The sequence below is a fragment of the Microbacterium phosphatis genome (assembly GCF_049177115.1).
In the GTDB taxonomy this organism is placed as follows: Bacteria; Actinomycetota; Actinomycetes; order Actinomycetales; family Microbacteriaceae; genus Microbacterium; species Microbacterium phosphatis.
Genome location: NZ_CP185370.1, coordinates 914,566 through 931,264 on the forward strand (window position 1 = coordinate 914,566; position 16,699 = coordinate 931,264).

The 16,699-nt window shown below is 70.9% G+C and carries 16 protein-coding genes; 9 read left to right on the top strand and 7 right to left on the bottom strand.

What is annotated here, in order from left to right:
- Positions 1–51: 51 nt before the first annotated feature.
- Complete coding sequence (locus tag ACOKGD_RS04250; RefSeq protein ID WP_421355088.1) at positions 52–1,515, top strand: aspartate ammonia-lyase; 1,464 nt, start codon at positions 52–54, stop codon at positions 1,513–1,515.
- Here ACOKGD_RS04250 and ACOKGD_RS04255 read toward each other — a convergent pair.
- Positions 1,512–2,381 (bottom strand): fumarylacetoacetate hydrolase family protein, encoded by an 870-nt coding sequence (locus ACOKGD_RS04255; RefSeq protein ID WP_342336567.1) that lies wholly within the window; start codon positions 2,379–2,381, stop codon positions 1,512–1,514. The two genes, ACOKGD_RS04250 and ACOKGD_RS04255, sit on opposite strands and share 4 nt — an antisense overlap.
- Positions 2,382–2,504: 123 nt before the next feature.
- Between ACOKGD_RS04255 and ACOKGD_RS04260 the strand changes: the two genes are divergently transcribed.
- From ACOKGD_RS04260 to ACOKGD_RS04270, 3 genes are all read left to right on the top strand, one after another.
- Entirely contained in the window at positions 2,505–3,722 is a 1,218-nt protein-coding gene (locus tag ACOKGD_RS04260) for a PrsW family intramembrane metalloprotease (RefSeq protein ID WP_342336565.1), read from the top strand.
- Positions 3,723–3,936: 214 nt separating this feature from the next.
- Positions 3,937–4,308, top strand: coding sequence for an FKBP-type peptidyl-prolyl cis-trans isomerase (locus ACOKGD_RS04265; protein WP_342336564.1), 372 nt, complete (start codon positions 3,937–3,939; stop codon positions 4,306–4,308).
- A 154-nt stretch (positions 4,309–4,462) separates the two neighbouring features.
- A complete protein-coding gene (locus tag ACOKGD_RS04270; RefSeq protein ID WP_342336563.1) occupies positions 4,463–5,011 on the top strand; it encodes a YceI family protein in 549 nt (182 codons plus the stop codon).
- Positions 5,012–5,071: 60 nt separating this feature from the next.
- On the opposite strand, the gene ACOKGD_RS04275 is transcribed toward ACOKGD_RS04270, so the two are convergent.
- On the bottom strand, positions 5,072–6,382 hold the full coding sequence (locus tag ACOKGD_RS04275; RefSeq protein ID WP_342336561.1) for an MFS transporter: 1,311 nt from the start codon (positions 6,380–6,382) through the stop codon (positions 5,072–5,074).
- Positions 6,383–6,535: 153 nt separating this feature from the next.
- Here ACOKGD_RS04275 and rpsO point away from each other — a divergent pair, with 153 nt between their 5' ends.
- The 4 genes from rpsO to efeB all read left to right on the top strand — a co-directional run bounded on the left by rpsO (position 6,536) and on the right by efeB (position 10,570).
- Complete coding sequence (rpsO, locus tag ACOKGD_RS04280; protein ID WP_342336560.1) at positions 6,536–6,805, top strand: 30S ribosomal protein S15; 270 nt, start codon at positions 6,536–6,538, stop codon at positions 6,803–6,805.
- A 214-nt stretch (positions 6,806–7,019) separates the two neighbouring features.
- The gene (gene efeU, locus ACOKGD_RS04285; RefSeq protein WP_342336559.1) at positions 7,020–7,973 is read left to right on the top strand and encodes an iron uptake transporter permease EfeU; all 954 of its coding nucleotides are present in this window, start codon (positions 7,020–7,022) and stop codon (positions 7,971–7,973) included.
- Between the two features lie 19 nt (positions 7,974–7,992).
- On the top strand, positions 7,993–9,243 hold the full coding sequence (gene efeO / locus ACOKGD_RS04290; protein WP_342336558.1) for an iron uptake system protein EfeO: 1,251 nt from the start codon (positions 7,993–7,995) through the stop codon (positions 9,241–9,243).
- A 1-nt stretch (position 9,244) separates the two neighbouring features.
- On the top strand, positions 9,245–10,570 hold the full coding sequence (gene efeB / locus ACOKGD_RS04295; RefSeq protein ID WP_342336557.1) for an iron uptake transporter deferrochelatase/peroxidase subunit: 1,326 nt from the start codon (positions 9,245–9,247) through the stop codon (positions 10,568–10,570).
- Here efeB and surE read toward each other — a convergent pair.
- The 4 genes from surE to ACOKGD_RS04315 form a co-directional block, all read right to left on the bottom strand.
- Positions 10,543–11,304, bottom strand: coding sequence for a 5'/3'-nucleotidase SurE (gene surE, locus ACOKGD_RS04300; protein WP_342336556.1), 762 nt, complete (start codon positions 11,302–11,304; stop codon positions 10,543–10,545). The two genes, efeB and surE, sit on opposite strands and share 28 nt — an antisense overlap.
- The gene (locus ACOKGD_RS04305; protein ID WP_342336555.1) at positions 11,301–12,329 is read right to left on the bottom strand and encodes a PfkB family carbohydrate kinase; all 1,029 of its coding nucleotides are present in this window, start codon (positions 12,327–12,329) and stop codon (positions 11,301–11,303) included. Before ACOKGD_RS04305 ends, surE begins: the two co-directional genes overlap by 4 nt.
- Positions 12,330–12,398: 69 nt before the next feature.
- The gene (locus ACOKGD_RS04310) at positions 12,399–13,421 is read right to left on the bottom strand and encodes an isopenicillin N synthase family dioxygenase (protein WP_342336553.1); all 1,023 of its coding nucleotides are present in this window, start codon (positions 13,419–13,421) and stop codon (positions 12,399–12,401) included.
- Between the two features lie 83 nt (positions 13,422–13,504).
- Positions 13,505–14,653 carry an acyltransferase family protein gene (locus tag ACOKGD_RS04315; RefSeq protein ID WP_342336552.1) on the bottom strand — a complete coding sequence of 383 codons (1,149 nt, stop codon included), beginning with the start codon at positions 14,651–14,653 and terminating at the stop codon, positions 13,505–13,507.
- A gap of 72 nt (positions 14,654–14,725) precedes the next feature.
- On the opposite strand from ACOKGD_RS04315, the gene ACOKGD_RS04320 reads away from it, so the two are divergent.
- The gene (locus tag ACOKGD_RS04320; protein ID WP_342336550.1) at positions 14,726–16,021 is read left to right on the top strand and encodes an MFS transporter; all 1,296 of its coding nucleotides are present in this window, start codon (positions 14,726–14,728) and stop codon (positions 16,019–16,021) included.
- On the opposite strand, the gene ACOKGD_RS04325 is transcribed toward ACOKGD_RS04320, so the two are convergent.
- Complete coding sequence (locus ACOKGD_RS04325; protein WP_342336548.1) at positions 16,022–16,669, bottom strand: FMN reductase; 648 nt, start codon at positions 16,667–16,669, stop codon at positions 16,022–16,024.
- Positions 16,670–16,699: the final 30 nt, after the last annotated feature.

Sequence of the window (16,699 nt, forward strand, 5' to 3'; positions counted from 1 at the left end):
GGAGCGGGCCGAAAGCGACAGGACCCACGAGGTCCGCTGGAGGCAAGAATGATGGCTGAGGCCACCGGTCCCGACACCCGTACCGAGACGGATTCGCTGGGAACTCTGCAGATCCCGTCCGATGTCTACTGGGGCATCCACACCGCGCGTGCGCTCGAGAACTTCGACATCTCGAAGCGTCCCATCTCGGTGTACCCCGAGCTCGTCGTCGCGCTCGCGATGGTGAAGCAGGCCGCCGCGCGGGCGAACCGCGAGATCGGCGTGCTCGACGAGACGCGCGCCGACCTCATCGACCGCGCCGCCCAGCGGGTGATCGACGGCGAGCACCACGATCAGTTCGTGGTCGGCGTGATCCAGGGCGGCGCCGGCACGTCCACCAACATGAACGCGAACGAGGTCATCACCAACATCGCGCTCGAGCTCGCCGGCCGCGAGAAGGGCGACTACGCCTACCTCTCGCCGATCGACCACACCAACCGCAGCCAGTCGACGAACGACGTCTACCCGACGGCGATCAAGGTGGGCATCTCGCTGATCCACGTGTCGCTGCTGCACGAACTCGACATGCTGCGCCGGGCGTTCCTGGCGAAGTCGCGCGAGTTCCACGACGTGCTCAAGGTGGGCCGCACGCAGCTGCAGGACGCCGTCCCGATGACGCTCGGGCAGGAGTTCCACGGATTCGCGACGACCCTGGGCGAGGACTACGCGCGCCTCGGCGAGAACTCGTCGCTGCTGTACGAGATCAACCTGGGCGCCACGGCGATCGGCACGGGTGTGACCGCCTCGTACGGCTACGCGCAGGCGGTGCGCGAGCACCTCGCCGAGATCTCCGGCCTGCCGCTGAGCACCGCCACCGACCTCGTCGAGGCCACCAGCGATACGGGCGCCTTCATGTCGTTCTCGTCGTCGCTCAAGCGCAACGCCATGAAGCTGTCGAAGATCTGCAACGACCTCCGGCTGCTCTCCTCGGGCCCGCAGGCCGGGTTCGGCGAGATTAACCTGCCGCCCCGCCAGGCCGGGTCCAGCATCATGCCCGGCAAGGTGAACCCGGTGATCCCCGAGGTCGTCAACCAGGTGGCCTTCGCCGTCGCCGGTGCCGACATGACGGTGACGATGGCGGCCGAGGCCGGTCAGCTCCAGCTGAACGCGTTCGAGCCGGTGATCGCGCACTCGATCCTGCAGTCGATCACCTGGATGCGTCAGGCCATGCACACCCTGCGCGTGAACTGCATCGACGGCATCACCGCGAACCGTGACCGCCTCGGGACGATGGTCGGATCGTCGGTCGGCGTGGTCACGGCGCTCACGCCGTTCATCGGCTACGCGGCCGCCGCCGCGCTCGCGAAGACCGCGCTGCTGACCAACCGCAACGTCGCCGATCTTGTGGTCGAGGCGGGGCTGATGGATCGGGCCGAGGTCGACAAGCAGCTCTCGCCGGCGCGGCTGTCCGGCATCGAGGCGATCACCGCCGCGATCCCGACCATCCCGGCCGAGGACCTCCCGGCGGGGCCCTAGTCGGTGACGCGGCAGTGGGTCGTCAGCTCGCCCACGCCGTCGATGCCGACCGTGACCGTCGAGCGGTCGCGCATCAGCACCTGCGGCGTGCGCGAGTAGCCGGACCCACCGGGGCTGCCCGTGGAGATGAGGGTGCCCGGAAGCAGCGTGATGCCCTTCGAGAGATGGGCGATGAGCTTCGCCACCGATCGCACCATCGCCCCCGTCGTGGAGTCCTGCATCGTCTGGCCGTCGAGCACGGTCCAGATGTGCAGGCTCTGCGGGTCGGGGATCTCATCGGCCGTGACGACGTAGGGGCCGACGGGGGTGAAGCCGTCCAGCGACTTCGCCCGGCTCCACTGCGCCTCGGAGTACTGGATGTTGCGGGCCGTGATGTCGTTGACCACGGTGTAGCCGAAGACGTGCGAGAGCGCGTCCTCCTCGCTGACGTCGCGCGCGGCGGTGCCGATGATGACGCCCAGCTCGGCCTCGTAGTCGACGGCCTCGGTCATGGCGCGCGACCACGTCGTCGTGCCGCCGTGGGCGGCGATCGAGTTCGGCCACAGCGTGAAGACGGTGGGCGTGTCGTCGGTCTTCAGGTTGAGCTCGCCCGAGTGCGCGGCGTAGTTCAGGCCGATCGCCATGATCGTGGGCGGGGTGAGGACGGCGGGGCCGAAGGCCGCCTCGGCGATCTGCACGCGCTCGCCGTCGTAGGTCGCCGCCGCCTCGCTGACGGCCGCGCGCAGGGCGTCGCCGCCGGCGATCAGCTGCTCGAGCGTGCGCGGACCGTCGGGAAGGAGCGCGGGGACCGGGATCGCGCCCTCGCCGTCGACGATGACCAGCGTGGGGGAGCCGCCCCCGGGAAGAACGACGTGGGCGAATCGCATGACCCCAGGTTAGCCGCACGCCCCGCCTCTTCCCGAGGCGGACGTGCATCCGGGGCGCGTCACGGGCGGCAATAGGATGACGCTCGTAAGCGGGGGATCACCCGCGACACCAGGGGAGAGACCATGACCTACGGTGCCGGCCTGACGCCGCCGAACCAGCAGACGTTCCCGACCGCGCTCGCGCAGCCGACCTACGGAGTGGGCGCGGCGATCGCGCCGGCCCCCGTCGTCGCGCCGCTGCCGGTGCCCGACAAGCGGGGGCGCAGCATCCCGGTCTGGATCTGGCCGGTCCTCGGTCTCCTGCTGCTGGGCGTGCTCGCCTATCTCGTCACGTTCTTCGGCCCCGTCGCCACCGCGGTCGGCCTCATCCTGGCGCTCATCCCGTTCGCCGTCGTGATCTGGGTCGTGGTGCTGATCGACCGGTGGGAGCCCGAGCCCAAGGGCCTGGTCTTCTTCGCGCTCGCCTGGGGCGGGATCGCCTCGATCGCGTTCACCCTGCTGCTGGGCACGGCGTTCCAGCTCCTCGACTACCACCTCGGCATCCAGCGCACCGAGTTCTTCGGCGCCGTGATCCAGGCGCCCCTGATGGAGGAGGGCTTCAAGGGCCTGGGCCTGCTGCTGCTGTTCTGGTTCGGCCGCCGCGCGTTCGACGGCCCCGTCGACGGCGTCGTCTACGGCGCCCTCGTGGGCGCGGGCTTCGCCTTCACCGAGAACATCCAGTACTTCGCGATCTCGCTGCTCGAGGGTGGCGAGCTCCAGCTCGGCGTGACGTTCTTCCTCCGCGCGATCCTGTCGCCGTTCGCCCACGCGATGTTTACGGCCTGCACGGGCTTCGCGCTCGGCCTGGCAGCCCGTCGAGGCAAGCACCTGCTGCCGACGCTCGGCCTGGCGGTGGTCGGCTACGCCGGCGCGGTGGCCCTGCACGCGCTGTGGAACGGCGCGACGTTCATCGTCGGCGGGGGTCTCGGAGGCTTCCTCGGCTACTACTTCGTGCTGCAGGTGCCGATCTTCGCGGTGTTCGTCGGGGGGATCATCTACCTGCGCCGCGAGGAGGCGCGCCTGACGCGCGAGCGCCTCGGCGACTACGCCGCGGCGGGATGGTTCAGCCCGCAGGAGGTCGACATGCTCGCCACTCCGCGCGGCCGCAAGGCGGGCAGGGCATGGGCGAGGTCGCTGCCCGGCGACCGGCGCGGGCTGATGAAGTCCTTCACCCGCGACGCCGCCGCGCTCGCCGCGGCCCGTCACCGCGCGATCTCTGGGCGGGATCCGCGGGCCGCCCACGACGAGCACGTCCTGCTCGCCCGCCTCACCGCGACACGTCAGGCGATGCTCGCCCGCTGATCCGGCGGTGGCGTCGGGTATTGACACCCTCGCGGGGCGGGGGGATCCTGGATGCAGATCAACTCAGCGCCCGGATGATTCGCAGGCCTCGCCGCGACCCGGGCGCTGAGTGCTGTCCGGGGCGTCTCGGAGCCGCGTCCGCCGGGGCGCGGCGGATTTCTCGCTCCGCGAAATGATGCCCACGCCGTCGGGGGATCGTGGTTCGATGGTTCGTATGAGCGCAGACCGCACAAAGCCCGAGTTCGACGCCCCCCAGGGCCCGGCGCCCGAGGAGCTCGTCATCCGCGACCTCATCGAGGGCGACGGCGCCGAGGCGAAGCCCGGCGACACCGTCACCGTCCACTACGCGGGTGTCGAGTACGACTCCGGCGAGGAGTTCGACTCGTCGTGGAAGCGCGGCGAGAGCATCCAGTTCCCGCTGCGCGGCCTGATCCAGGGCTGGCAGGACGGCATCCCCGGCATGAAGGAGGGCGGCCGTCGCGAGCTCGTCATCCCGCCGCACCTGGCCTACGGCCCCGCGGGCGCCGGCCACTTCCTGAGCGGCAAGACCCTGATCTTCATCATCGACCTCATCAAGGTCGGCTGACTCTTCGAGTCCCCGCGAAGCGCCCTCCCCGCGGAGGGCGCTTCGTTATATGCGGAAGAAGTTCCCGCTTTCGGGAATATATGCACGTGAATGGGTATTGTCTTCCGTGAAGCCGCTCGCGGCCCCCGCTTCCCACACATCTTCGAGGAGAGACATGACCATCGAGATCCCCGGCTACCGTCCCGGCACCTACACGATCGACCCTTCGCACAGCGAGGTCGCCTTCAGCGTCCGTCACATGATGATCTCGAAGGTGAAGGGCGCCTTCCACGTCATCGAGGGCACGATCGTCGCTCCCGAGAACCCGCTCGAGGCGTCGGTGTCGGCGAAGGCCGACGTGGCCTCGGTCAACACCAAGGACGAGGGGCGCGACCAGCACCTGCGTTCGGCCGACTTCTTCGACGCCGAGCAGTTCCCGACCATCGAGTTCGTCTCGACCGGCGTGCGCGAGGAGGACGGCGAGTTCCTGGTCGACGGCGACCTCACCATCCACGGCGTGACGCAGCCCGTCACCTTCACCCTCGAGCTCGGCGGCTTCGGCGTCGACCCGTGGGGCAACTACAAGGCCGGCGCCACGGGCTCGGCCAAGATCGACCGCGAGTCGTTCGGCCTCACCTGGAATGCGGCGCTCGAGACCGGCGGCGTGCTCGTGGGCAAGGACGTCACCATCACGCTCGACCTGCAGGCCGTCCTCCAGGCCTGATCGGTCGCAGACGACGAAGGGCGGGTGCCGGATGGCACCCGCCCTTCGTCGCGTCCGGGGTCAGGGGGTCGGATCCAGGGCGTCGTACGCCCGGAATCGATGAGCCGCCCGCAGGATCACCGCGACGATCACGATGATCGCGATGCCACCGGCCAGCGGCGGCAGCCACAGCGCGACGGCCGAGAGCGCGCCGGTGAAGAGGGCTCCGATGCGGGGCCCCCCGGCGACCACCACCATAAAGATGCCCTGCAGGCGCCCGCGGACCGCGTCCGGGACGGCCGCCTGCAGCATCGTCTGCCGGAAGATCGAGCTGACGTTGTCCGTCGCGCCGGTGAGGGCGAGGCAGATGCAGGCCAGCACGATCATCGGGATGTCCGGGTGGGCCTGCGTGGCGTGGCCGCCCGACCAGCCGAGGGCGGCGCCCAGCAGCACAAGACCGAACAGGCCGGTGGCGAGACCGAAGGCCTGGATCGCCCTGGCGATGCCGACGCCCTGCCGGCGCACGGTCACGACCCGGCCCGAGAACAGGCTCGAGACGAAGACGCCGACCGCGATCGAGGCCATGAGCACGCCGGTGGTGACCTCGCCGCCGCCCAGCAGCATCACCCCCAGTGCGGGAAAGAGCGCGATCGGCTGACCGAAGGTCATCGCGATGATGTCGAGGATGAACTGCATGCGGATGTTCGGGGCCGTGCGCAGGAACCCGAAGCCGTCGAGGATCGAGCGCAGTCCGGGCTGCTCGGTCTGGCCCTCCGGTGGGAGGCTCGGCAGGGTGGCCAGACCGAGGAACAGCGACAGCGTCAGGATCACGTCGATCGTGTACGTCAGGGGATAGTCGAAGGCGGCGACGAGGATGCCGCCCAGCGCCGGCCCGGCCATCACCATGATCCCACCCGTGATCCCCTGGAGGGCGGCGGCCGCGGCGATCAGATCCTTGCCGACCAGGGTCGGCGTCATCGCCATCTTCGTCGCCGAGGCGACGGTGGTCGCCGCGGAGCTCAGGATCGACAGTGCGTAGAGCCACCACTCGGTGACCAGGCCCGTCCACGCGAGCGTCGCGAGGGCGACGGTGGCGCTCCAGCCGATCACCGCGGCGATCAGCGCGACCTTGCGGCGGTCGAAGTGATCCGCCAGCATCCCGCCGTACAGGCCCGCGACGATCATCGGCACCAGACCGGCGACGGCGATCATCGCGACGGCGAAGGTCGATCCTGTCAGCGCGTACATGTGCAGCATCACGGCCGTGATGGTCAGCTGTCCGCCGAGCCCCCCGAGCATCGTCCCGAGCCAGAGGCGGGCGAACGCGGGGCTCTGGGTGAGCGGGCGGACGTCGATGAGATGCCCACGGGGCGCGCTCTTGGTCTCCTGCACCTGTCGACCCTATGCGGTGCACGCCGCACCGGGTCTTCTGCGCCGCCGATCGCTGGTAGACTCGTGGGGTTGCCGTTCGATCGGCCGCGGATAAAGAGAGCTCGCACATCAGGTGTCGAGCGCCGCGCAATGAGGAGAAAGGGGATCGATTCTATGGCTCTCGAAGCAGACGTCAAGAAGGCGATCATCGAAGAGTACGCGACGCACCCCGGTGACACCGGATCCCCCGAGGTGCAGGTCGCGATGCTGACGCGTCGCATCAAGGACCTCACCGAGCACCTCAAGGAGCACAAGCACGACCACCACTCGCGTCGTGGTCTGTTCCTCCTGGTCGGCCAGCGCCGTCGCCTCCTGGGTTACCTCCAGGACGTCGACATCAACCGCTACCGTTCGCTCATCGAGCGTCTCGGCCTGCGTCGCTGAGCAGCAGCGCCCAGCGTTCAATCGCCTTCTCGAGAACCCGTCCCACGGTGTGGGGCGGGTTCTCCTGCGTCTGGGGCCGCACGGCGGCCGACGTCTCCCGGGGTTCTCACGGGGGAGCGGATTCGTCCCGGTGAGCGGGGAAGGGTAACCTTCCTGAGGCGAGCCTTAGTTGGCTCCCTCCCCAGAACCCCCTCCCGATTGCGAGTCGTCCCGCGTGTTCGCGACGTTCCTCATCGGCCTGCGTGAAGGCCTCGAAGCGGCGCTCGTCGTCGGCATCCTCGTCGCGTATCTCGTGCGATCCGGTCGCCGCGATGCCCTGCCGCGCCTCATCTCCGGCGTCCTGCTCGCGGTGGTGCTCGCGCTCGGCATCGGCGCGATCCTCACCTTCGGCGCGTACACGCTGAGCTTCGCGGCGCAGGAGATCATCGGCGGCGGGCTGTCCCTCCTGACCGTGGCCATGGTCACCTGGATGATCTTCTGGATGCAGAAGATGGCGCGCTCCATGAAGCGCGACCTCGAGCACCACGCCGAGCGGGCGCTCACCGAGGGCTCGGTGTGGGCGCTGGTCGCGATCGGCTTCGTCTCGGTCGCCCGCGAGGGCATCGAGACCACGCTGCTGCTGTGGTCGATGGTGCGCTCGTTCGGCAACGCCCCCGAGGCGCTCCTCGGCGCGGTGCTGGGTCTCGTCGCGGCCGTGATCCTGGGTTGGCTGCTGCAGCGCGGCATCGTGCGCCTGGATCTCCGCCGCTTCTTCACCTGGACGAGCGGGCTGCTTGTGATCGTCGCCGCGGGTGTCCTCGCCTACGGCGTGCACGACCTGCAGGAGGCCGGCGTCCTCCCCGGCCCGTTCGGGGCCTTCGCCCCGCTCGACCCCCAGACCGGGTCGGTGCTGATCGGTCTCGCGGGCCTGCCGTTCGGCTATGCCTTCGATCTCAGCGGCGTGATCGCCCCCGGCAGCACGCTCGCCGCGATCCTGCAGGCCACGTTCGGCTTCACCCCCGCGATGACGTGGCTGCAGGTGATCGCCTGGGCCCTCTACCTCCTCATCGTCGGCGGGATCTTCCTGCGCCGCGCACGCCGGTCCGCCCCGCGCGGCACCGGTCGCGATGCCGCTCCCGCACGCACCGCTGTCCCCGCCCGATCCGAGCGCGCCCTCGCACGCGGCTGATCCTCCGAGAAGAGACCCGATGACCACGTCCCCGTATCGCGCCCTCGTCGCCGTCGCCGGCGCCGCCCTTGCCGCGCTGGCCCTCAGCGGCTGCGTGCCGAACGCCGCCGCCGGCGCCGGCGGCCCCGAGACCGACGGCGCGCTCGCCGTCTCGTCCGACGCGCAGGCCTGCACCGTGTCGGCCGCCACGGCCACCAGCGGCACGGTCGTCTTCGACGTCGCCAACACGGGCGCCGAGGTGACCGAGTTCTACCTGCTCGCCGAGGACGGCCTGCGCATCGTCGGCGAGGTCGAGAACATCGCCCCCGGCGCCTCCCGCACCCTGACCGTCGTCGCGCAGCCGGGTGACTACTTCACGCTCTGCAAGCCGGGCATGGTCGGCGAGGGCGTGGGGAAGACCGCCTTCACCGTCACGGGCGAGGCCGTCGAGGCCACCGGCGAGGATGCCGAGCAGAAGCAGCAGGCGGTCGATCTGTACGCCGCGTTCGTGAAGGATCAGGTCGAGCAGCTGGTGCCCGCGATCGACGAGTTCACCGCCGCGTACGCCGCGAACGACGACGACACGGCGCGAGCGCTGTTCCCGCAGGTCCGCACCCACTACGAGCGCATCGAGCCCGTGGCCGAGTCGCTCGGCGACCTCGACCCGCGCATCGACTACCGCGAGGTCGACGCGGTCGCCGAGGGCCTCGACTGGACCGGCTTCCACCGCATCGAGAAGGACCTCTGGGTCCCTGCCGAGGACGCGCTCAACGCCGACGGCGAGACCCCCGCGTGGCAGGGCTGGACCCCGTCCACCGACGACCAGCGCGCCGACTTCGCGGCCCAGCTCGTGGCCGACACCGCGGAGCTGTCGGACTACGTCCATTCCGACGCGTTCCTCACCGCGCTCGACGACCAGGGCGTCGCCGGGCTGAGCAACGGCGCGATCGCGCTGCTCGACGAGGTCGCCACCGGCAAGATCACCGGTGAGGAGGACTGGTGGTCGGGCACCGACCTGTGGGACTTCGCCGCCAACGTCGAGGGATCCAAGATGGCCTTCGATCTGGTGCGCGAGTTCGCATCGGCGCAGGGCGAGGACGGCGCCGGGCTCGTCGAGGACATCGACGCCGGCTACACGCGCCTGACCAACGCGCTCGGCGCGCACGGATCGCTCGAGGAGGGCTTCGTCGGCTTCACCGAGCTGACCGACGAGGACCGCCGCGAGCTCAGCGACCAGCTGAACGCCCTCGCCGAGCCGCTCGCGCAGCTGACGAGCACCATCCTGGAGTGACATGACGCAGGATCCCTCGGAGGCGCTTTCGGAGGCACTCCCGGCCGGCTCGCGGGCCGCGGACGCCGCCGGTGCGCGCGGCCTCAGCCGTCGTTCGCTGTTCGGCTGGGCCGCCGGCGCGGGCGCCGCGGGCCTGGCTCTCGGCGGCGGTGGCGGGTTCGGCCTCGCCACGGCGACCGCCGCCGCGAGCGCCGGCTCCTCGGATCCGTTCGCGTTCCACGGGACGCGGCAGGCGGGCATCACGACGCGCGTGCAGGACCACCTGCATTTCGCCGCCTTCGACATGACCTCATCGGCGACGCGCGCCGACCTGATCTCGCTGCTCGAGGACTGGTCCTACGCGGCCACGCGGATGACCCAGGGTCTCGATGTCGGCGCCACGGGCGCCGTCGGCGGCTCGCCGGAGGCACCGCCGGACGACACCGGCGAGGCCGTGGGCCTCGGCGCGAACGGCCTGACCATCACGTTCGGCTTCGGGCCGACGCTGTTCGAGTTCGACGGCGTCGACCGCTTCGGCATCGCCGACCGGCGCCCGGCCGAGCTGCAGCGCCTGCCCGCGTTCCTGGGCGACGACCTGGATCCCGCTTCCAGCGACGGCGACCTGTGCATCCAGGCGTGCGCGGACGACCCGCAGGTCGCCTTCCACGCCATCCGCAACCTCACCCGCATCGCGTTCGGCCGTGCCCGCCTGCGCTGGTCGCAGCTGGGCTTCGGGCGCACCTCGAAGACCACGGCCTCGCAGGCCACGCCCCGCAACCTCTTCGGCTTCAAGGACGGCACCGCCAACATCCTCGCCGACGACGAGCAGGCCCTCCGCGAGCACGTGTGGACGCCGGGCGACTCCCGGCCCGCGTGGTTGGCGGGCGGGTCGTACCTGGTCGTGCGGAAGATCGCCATGCTCATCGAGACCTGGGACCGCGTGCGCCTGGCCGAGCAGCACCGCATCATCGGGCGCGACAAGGGCGAGGGCGCTCCGCTCTCGGGCGGCGACGAGTTCACGGAGCCGGACTTCGCGCACGCCGCGGGCGGCGCGCCGTCGATCGACCATGCGAGCCACGTCCGCCTCGCGCACCCCGAGTTCAACGAGGGGATCCGGCTGCTGCGCCGGGGCTACAACTACGTCGACGGCGACAACGAGCTCGGCCGCCTGGACGCGGGACTGTTCTTCCTGTCGTATCAGCGCGATCCGGAGCGCTTCGTGACGGTGCAGCGCGCGCTCTCGCGCGACCTCATGAACGAGTACATCCGGCACGTGGGGTCGGCCCTGTTCGCGATCCCTCCGGGCGCGAAGACCGGTTCCTACGTCGGAGCCGGGCTCTTCTCCTGAAACCCGACGCTCCTGGCTGACACGGGCTCGATCCCCGTGAGGGTGGCGTAGCCCTCGGCCAGCAGGGCGGCATCGCTGCCGGGATGGGGGACATTCGGCAGGTCCTCGACCGCGAGGCGGATGTGGCCCTCGCCGCGCTCGGAGAGCGTGGTCTGCACGATGCCGAACGGAGCCAGCGGGGCCTCGCGCACCCCGCGATGCGACCGCGCGTTGGGCACGTTGAGGTTCACGACCGACCCGCGCTCGAGGGTCATCAGGAACGGCAGCACCTGAAGCGCCGTGGCGGCCCCGGTCTGCCACTCGTGCACCTCGGGGCGCATGCCGACATCGAGCGAGACCGCGAGGCCCCATGCGCCGTTCAGGCCGCCCGTGAGAGCGGCGCCCACCGTGCCGGAGTGCAGGATCGCGCGCCCCACGTTGGCGCCGTGGTTGACGCCCGAGAGCACCACGTCGAACCTCTCGCCGAAGGCGCCGTGCGCCGCGATGAGCGCGATGAGCCCCGGGCCGCCGCGCACCGCGAAGGCGGGCACGCCCTCCAGGCCGGGCAGCGTGCGCCGTTCGATGGCGATCCGGCCCTCCTCCTCGCCCGCGGTGATGGAGGCGCTGGCGCCGCTGGACTGGCGCTCGGGGGCGGCGACGGTCACGTCGTGGCCGGCGGACGCGGCGGCGCGCGCGAGCACATGCAGCCCGGGAGCCTCGATGCCGTCGTCGTTGGTGACCAGCACGCGGGTCATCGGTCCTCCTCCGGCGCCGGGGCGGGCTCCGCCAGCGCGGCCAGGCCGTCGGGGCTGATGCGACCGTGACTCTCGTCGGGATCATGGCCGTCCCCGGGAAGCTCGCGGACGACCACGCTGCGGCGCAATCGCGCGATCGTCTCCATGTCGCCGGTGCCGAGCCCGTGCCGGGTGACGTTCAGCGCCCCCGCCGCCGCGCCCGTCACCACGGCCTCGCGCAGCGACTGCCCGACGGCGAGCCCGGCGCAGGTTCCGGCGGTGAGCGAGTCACCCGCCCCGCGATGGTCGGCGATCTGCAGCTGCGGGGGAGTGATCTCGAGCGTGCGGGACCCGTTGCGGACGAGGAACGGCCGCCCCGCCCGGGTCACGATGACATCGTGCGCCCCGCGGCGTCGCAGCTCGTCGACGGCGCGCAGGATCGCGCCCAGGTCGTCCCCCTCGAGCAGACCGTCGGCGCGCAGCTCCTCGTCGCTGACCTTCAGCAGGTCGACCCCGCCCTCGAGCGCGGCGAGCATCCGGTCGCCGGCGAGGTCCACGACGACCCGCACGTCGTTCGTGCGCAGGTCGGCGGCGAGGCGCCGGTAGGTGTCGGCAGGCAGCACCCCGTCGCCGTCGGGACCGCTCAGGATCGCAAGCCCCGCGTCGATCCCCTCGCGGAGCATCGCCCCGTACAGCTCGTCCAGGTCGTGGCGGCCGAGCACGTCGCCCTGCGTCGCGGCGATGGTGGCGCGCTCGCCGTCTCGGCGGTCGTGCACATAGCCCGCGCCGTGCCCGTCCCGCTCGATCGCGGCGACGCGGAAGCCCTCACCCTCGAGCAGGCCGCGCACCACGCGCCCGAGCTCGCCCGTGAGGACGCAGCACAGGGTGACCGAGACGCCCAGGCGCCGCAGCATCCGGGCCTGCCACACGCCCTGCCCGCCGGCGTGCACGTGGATCTCCGGCGCCGTGCCGACGCCGTCCATTCCGCGGTCCTCGACGGTGACCGTGACCGATGGGGCGGGGGCGAAGACGGCGATGTCCGGCATGCCACCGAGGGTAGGTGGTCAGCCCATAATCGTCAGCCCCCTGGGCGCGATCGAGCGCGATCCCGCCGCTCAGGTCCAGGTGGGCACGATGTCGGCGTGCCAGCGCGCGGCCACGTCCGGGTGCGCGCGCAGGCGCGACTTCAGCGCGTTCTCGCCGTACAGCGCGTGGATCGGGTTGGACGGATCCTGCTCCACCCCTCTCGCCTGCGCGGCGAGCTCGTCCGGCAGGGGCAGGACCGGCAGGCGCGCGCCGAGTGCCGGGTTGAAGAAGAACGGGATCGAGATGCGGTCCTGCGGCGCCCGCGGCGAGAGCACACGGTGGTTCGTAGCGCGCAGGTAGCCCTGTGTGGCGTACTCGAGCATCTCGCCGATGTTCACCACGAACGAGCCGGGCACCGGCGGGGCGTCGATCCAGACGCGCTCGCCGTCGCCGCGGTCGAACTCGACCTGCAGGCCGCCGCGCTCGGGCTGCACCCACAGCAGCGTCAGCACGCCCGAGTCCTTGTGGACGCCGACCCCCTGCTGCGGCTCGTCCGAGTCCACCCCGGGATAGCGGACGATCTTGATCAGGGTCGCGGGATCGCCGAAGTGCCGGTCGAACCAGTCCTCCGGCGCGTGCAGCGCGAGGGCCCAGGCGCGCAGCAGGCGCCGCGCGACCTCGGTGAGGCGGTCGTGCCACTCGGTGATCGCCTCGCGCAGCTCGGGCAGCGCCTCGGGCCAGAGGTTCGGCCCCACGAGGCGATCGAAGTCGTTCACGGGGTCGGCGATCGCCTCGCGCTCGGGCCCGATGTCGATCTGCTCGCGCCAGTCGATCCTGCCCTGCGTGCGTTCGCCGCCGACCCGGGCGTAGCCGCGGAACTGCGGGCTCGTCAGGTTCTCGATGGCCAGTTTGTCCGCCTCGGGGAGGTCGAAGAACTCCCGCGCGACGCGCTGCACCCGGGCCTCGAGCTCGGGGGAGACGCCCGTGCCCACGAGGTAGAAGAACCCCACGTCGCGGGTGGCGGCCGCGAGCGCGGAGCGGAAGCGCGCCGCCGCCTCGGGGCCGGCGTCCAGCTGCGAGAGGTCGAGGATCGGCAGGGTGAGGTCGCTCATGCCCCGAACCTACGAAGCGGATCGGATCCGCGCGAGCGTGTGACGACTCGCGGCGTCACGCGAGGAAACGCGCGGCTCCCGCCTCACCTCGCGGACGGGGCCCGGTCCGGGGTGCGAGGGCGCATCGACCCGGTCGGGTCGGCGCCGCCCGAGGGCGTGATCGACGGGTCGGCGAACAGCCAGCGGGCGCGCGGCTCGACCAGCGGCCGGAACAGCCACCGCACGGGCTTCGACGCGAGGGCGACGGTGATGAGCACCGAGGCGATGCACACGAGGGGGAGCCAGATCCAGGTCGGCTCGAGGTCGCGCAGGAGCCCGGTCTCGCGGAACGGGTAGAGCACGAACGAGTGCAGCAGGAAGATGTACATCGTGTAGGTGCCGTACTTCGTGAAGGGGAACTGCCCGCGGGGCACGATCACGAAGAACGCCGCGCACAGCACGACCGCGAGCAGCATCAGCGCCAGGCGCACGCCGCCCGCCCACCACAGGGTGCTGACGTCGTCGCCGAGGAAGTGCGCGTAGTCCTGGTCGTAGAAGAGCCAGTTGCGCATGTCCATCTCGTGCCAGCCGGCGAGCCCGGCCCAGGCCGCCCATCCGGCGAGGGCGAACACCGCCACGGCGCTCGCACGGGCCCACCAGGCCTTGCGCTCCAGCAGCCGCAGGCGGTTGACGACGTCGCGCTCGCGCAGCCACCAGCCCAGCGCGAAGAACGGCAGGAAGCCCAGCGTGCGGGCCAGCGAGAACGTCGCGCCGACGTTGGGCAGATAGCCGGCGCCCACCGAGATGACGATCGTCCACAGCAGCGGCCAGCGCAGCAGCGCGAGGTACGGCAGGATCAGCCGGAAGATGCCGAGCGCGAGCAGGAACCACAGGGTCCACGAGGGCTTGGTGAGGTTCGGGTCGGCGTGCCCCTCGACGAGGGTCTTGGTCAGCCACCACAGCGCCTCGAAGATGAGGTACGGCAGCAGGATGTCGGTGATGATGCGGGCCATCTGGCGGCGCGACGGCGGATCCGACTTCGAGAAGTACCCCGAGATGATCGCGAAGGCCGGCATGTGGAAGGCGTAGATCACGAGGTACATCGCGTAGGCGATGTCGGAGTCGTAGGTCAGGCGCTGCACCGCATGGCCGAGCACCACGAGCACGATGCAGGCGAATCGCGCGTTGTCCCAGTAGGGGACGCGCCGCTTCGGACGGGGGGCGGATCCCGTGGCGGGGCTCGGCGTGCTCATCCGTACACGGTACCGGGGGCGTGCGCCGCGCCCCGGCGCGGCGGGAGCGCTTTCTGCTGGCAGACTTCTTCGGTGACGAAGAAGTCGAACATGCTGTGGCAGACGCTGGTGACGCTGCGGGGCAACCCGCGCGCGTGCGTCTGGACCGAGCCGCTGTGGGGCCTGTCGATGGCCCTGGTCCTGCCGTACCTGTCGGTGTTTATGCTGGCGCTCGGCGTGCACGATGCGCAGATCGGCCTCATCGCCAGCGCCGGAATGGTCTCGCAGGTCGTGTTCGGCCTGGCGGGCGGGATCATCACCGATCGTCTCGGCCGCCGGTGGACCACCGCCCTCTTCGACGTCATCGCCTGGGTGATCCCCTGCATCATCTGGGCGTTCGCGCAGAACTTCTGGTTCTTCCTCGCGGCGGCGCTGGTCAACGGCGCCCTGCAGGTGACCTCGAACTCGTGGGACTGCCTCATGGTGGAGGACGCCCCGCGCAGTCAGCTCACCCGCATCTACTCGCTGGTGCGGGTGGCGGCCGACTGCTCGGCGCTGTTCGCGCCGATCGCGGCGGTGCTGGTGGCGAACTTCGGGCTGGAGCCGGCGGTGCGCCTGCTGTTCATCAACGCGGCGGTGGTGATGACCGCCAAGGTGATCTGGCTCTACCGCTGGTCGCGCGAGACCCGTCAGGGCGAGATCCGGATGGCGCAGACACGCGACGAGAGCATCTGGCGCCTGCTCGCCGGCTACCGCGGCGCGGTGCGCCTCCTGCTGCGATCGCGCGGCTCGATCCTGGCGCTGGTCCTCGCCGCGCTCGTCGCGGCGGTGACCCTGGTGAACAGCACCTTCTGGCAGGTCGTGATCAGTCAGCGCCTGCACGTCCCGGACGAGCTGCTGCCGTTCTTCCCGATGCTGCGCTCGCTGCTGTCGATCGTGCTGCTGTTCACGGTGATCCCGCGCCTCAGCCACGGTCGCGACCTGAAGGCGGCCGCCCTGTGGGGGTTCGGCATCTACCTGGCGGGCCAGCTGGTGCTCGTGATGATCCCCGCGGCCCAGGGGGAGGCCGACCTGCAGACCTACGCCCTGCTGGGAGTGTGCCTGGTGCTCGACAGCTTCGGGGCCGCGATGGTCTTCATGTTGTCCGAGTCGCTGGTGGCCCTGCACGTCGACGAGGCCGAGCGATCGCGGGTGATGGCCGTGCAGCGCACCGTGATCATGCTGGCGGCGGCGCCGTTCGGGTGGATCTCCGGGTGGCTGTCGGGCATGGACCGCACCTGGCCGTTCTGGCTGACGGCCGCGCTTCTGCTCATCGGCCTGGTGCTGTCGGCAGCACGATGGGTGCCGCATCACGAGGAAGCGGCACCCATCGAGGAGCCCACCGTCTGATCACTCGCCGGCGAGGCCTCCGAGCAGGTGGCCGAAGCCCTTGCCGGCGCCGAGGTACGAGTCCGGATCGAACGGGTCGATCGCCTCGAGAGAGGGCTTGAGGGCGATCGCCTCGGCCAGCTCGCGCGCCCCGCGCTCGATGCGGGCGCTGAGCGTGGCGACCTCGTCCTCCGTGCCGCCCCAGTCGCTCGAGGCGGCGAAGACGCCGGTCGAGACGGGCTCGGCGTGGAGGTAGGCGAACAGCGGGCGGATCGCGTAGTCGATCGCGAGCGAGTGGCGGGCGGTGCCCGCGTTCGCGCCGATCAGCACGGGCTTCCCGCTGATCGACTCCCGGTCGAGGATGTCGATGAACGACTTGAACAGCCCCGAGTAGCTGGTCGAGAAGATGGGGGTGACGACGATCAGCGCGTCGGCGGCGGCCACCGTCTCCAGGACCTTCTCGAGGGCCGGCGGCGCGAAGCCGGCCAGCAGGTTGTTCGTGATGTCGTGCGCGTAGTCGCGCAGCTCGAAGGCCGAGGCCTCCGCCTCGATGCCGCGCTCGGAGAGCTCGGCGATCGTGGCGGCGGCGAGGCGGTCGGCCAGCATGCGCGTGGACGAGGGCGTGGACAGTCCCGCGGAGATCACCGCGAGGCGACGGGTTCCGGTCATGATCCTGTGCCTTTCGATTGGTGTGCGCGT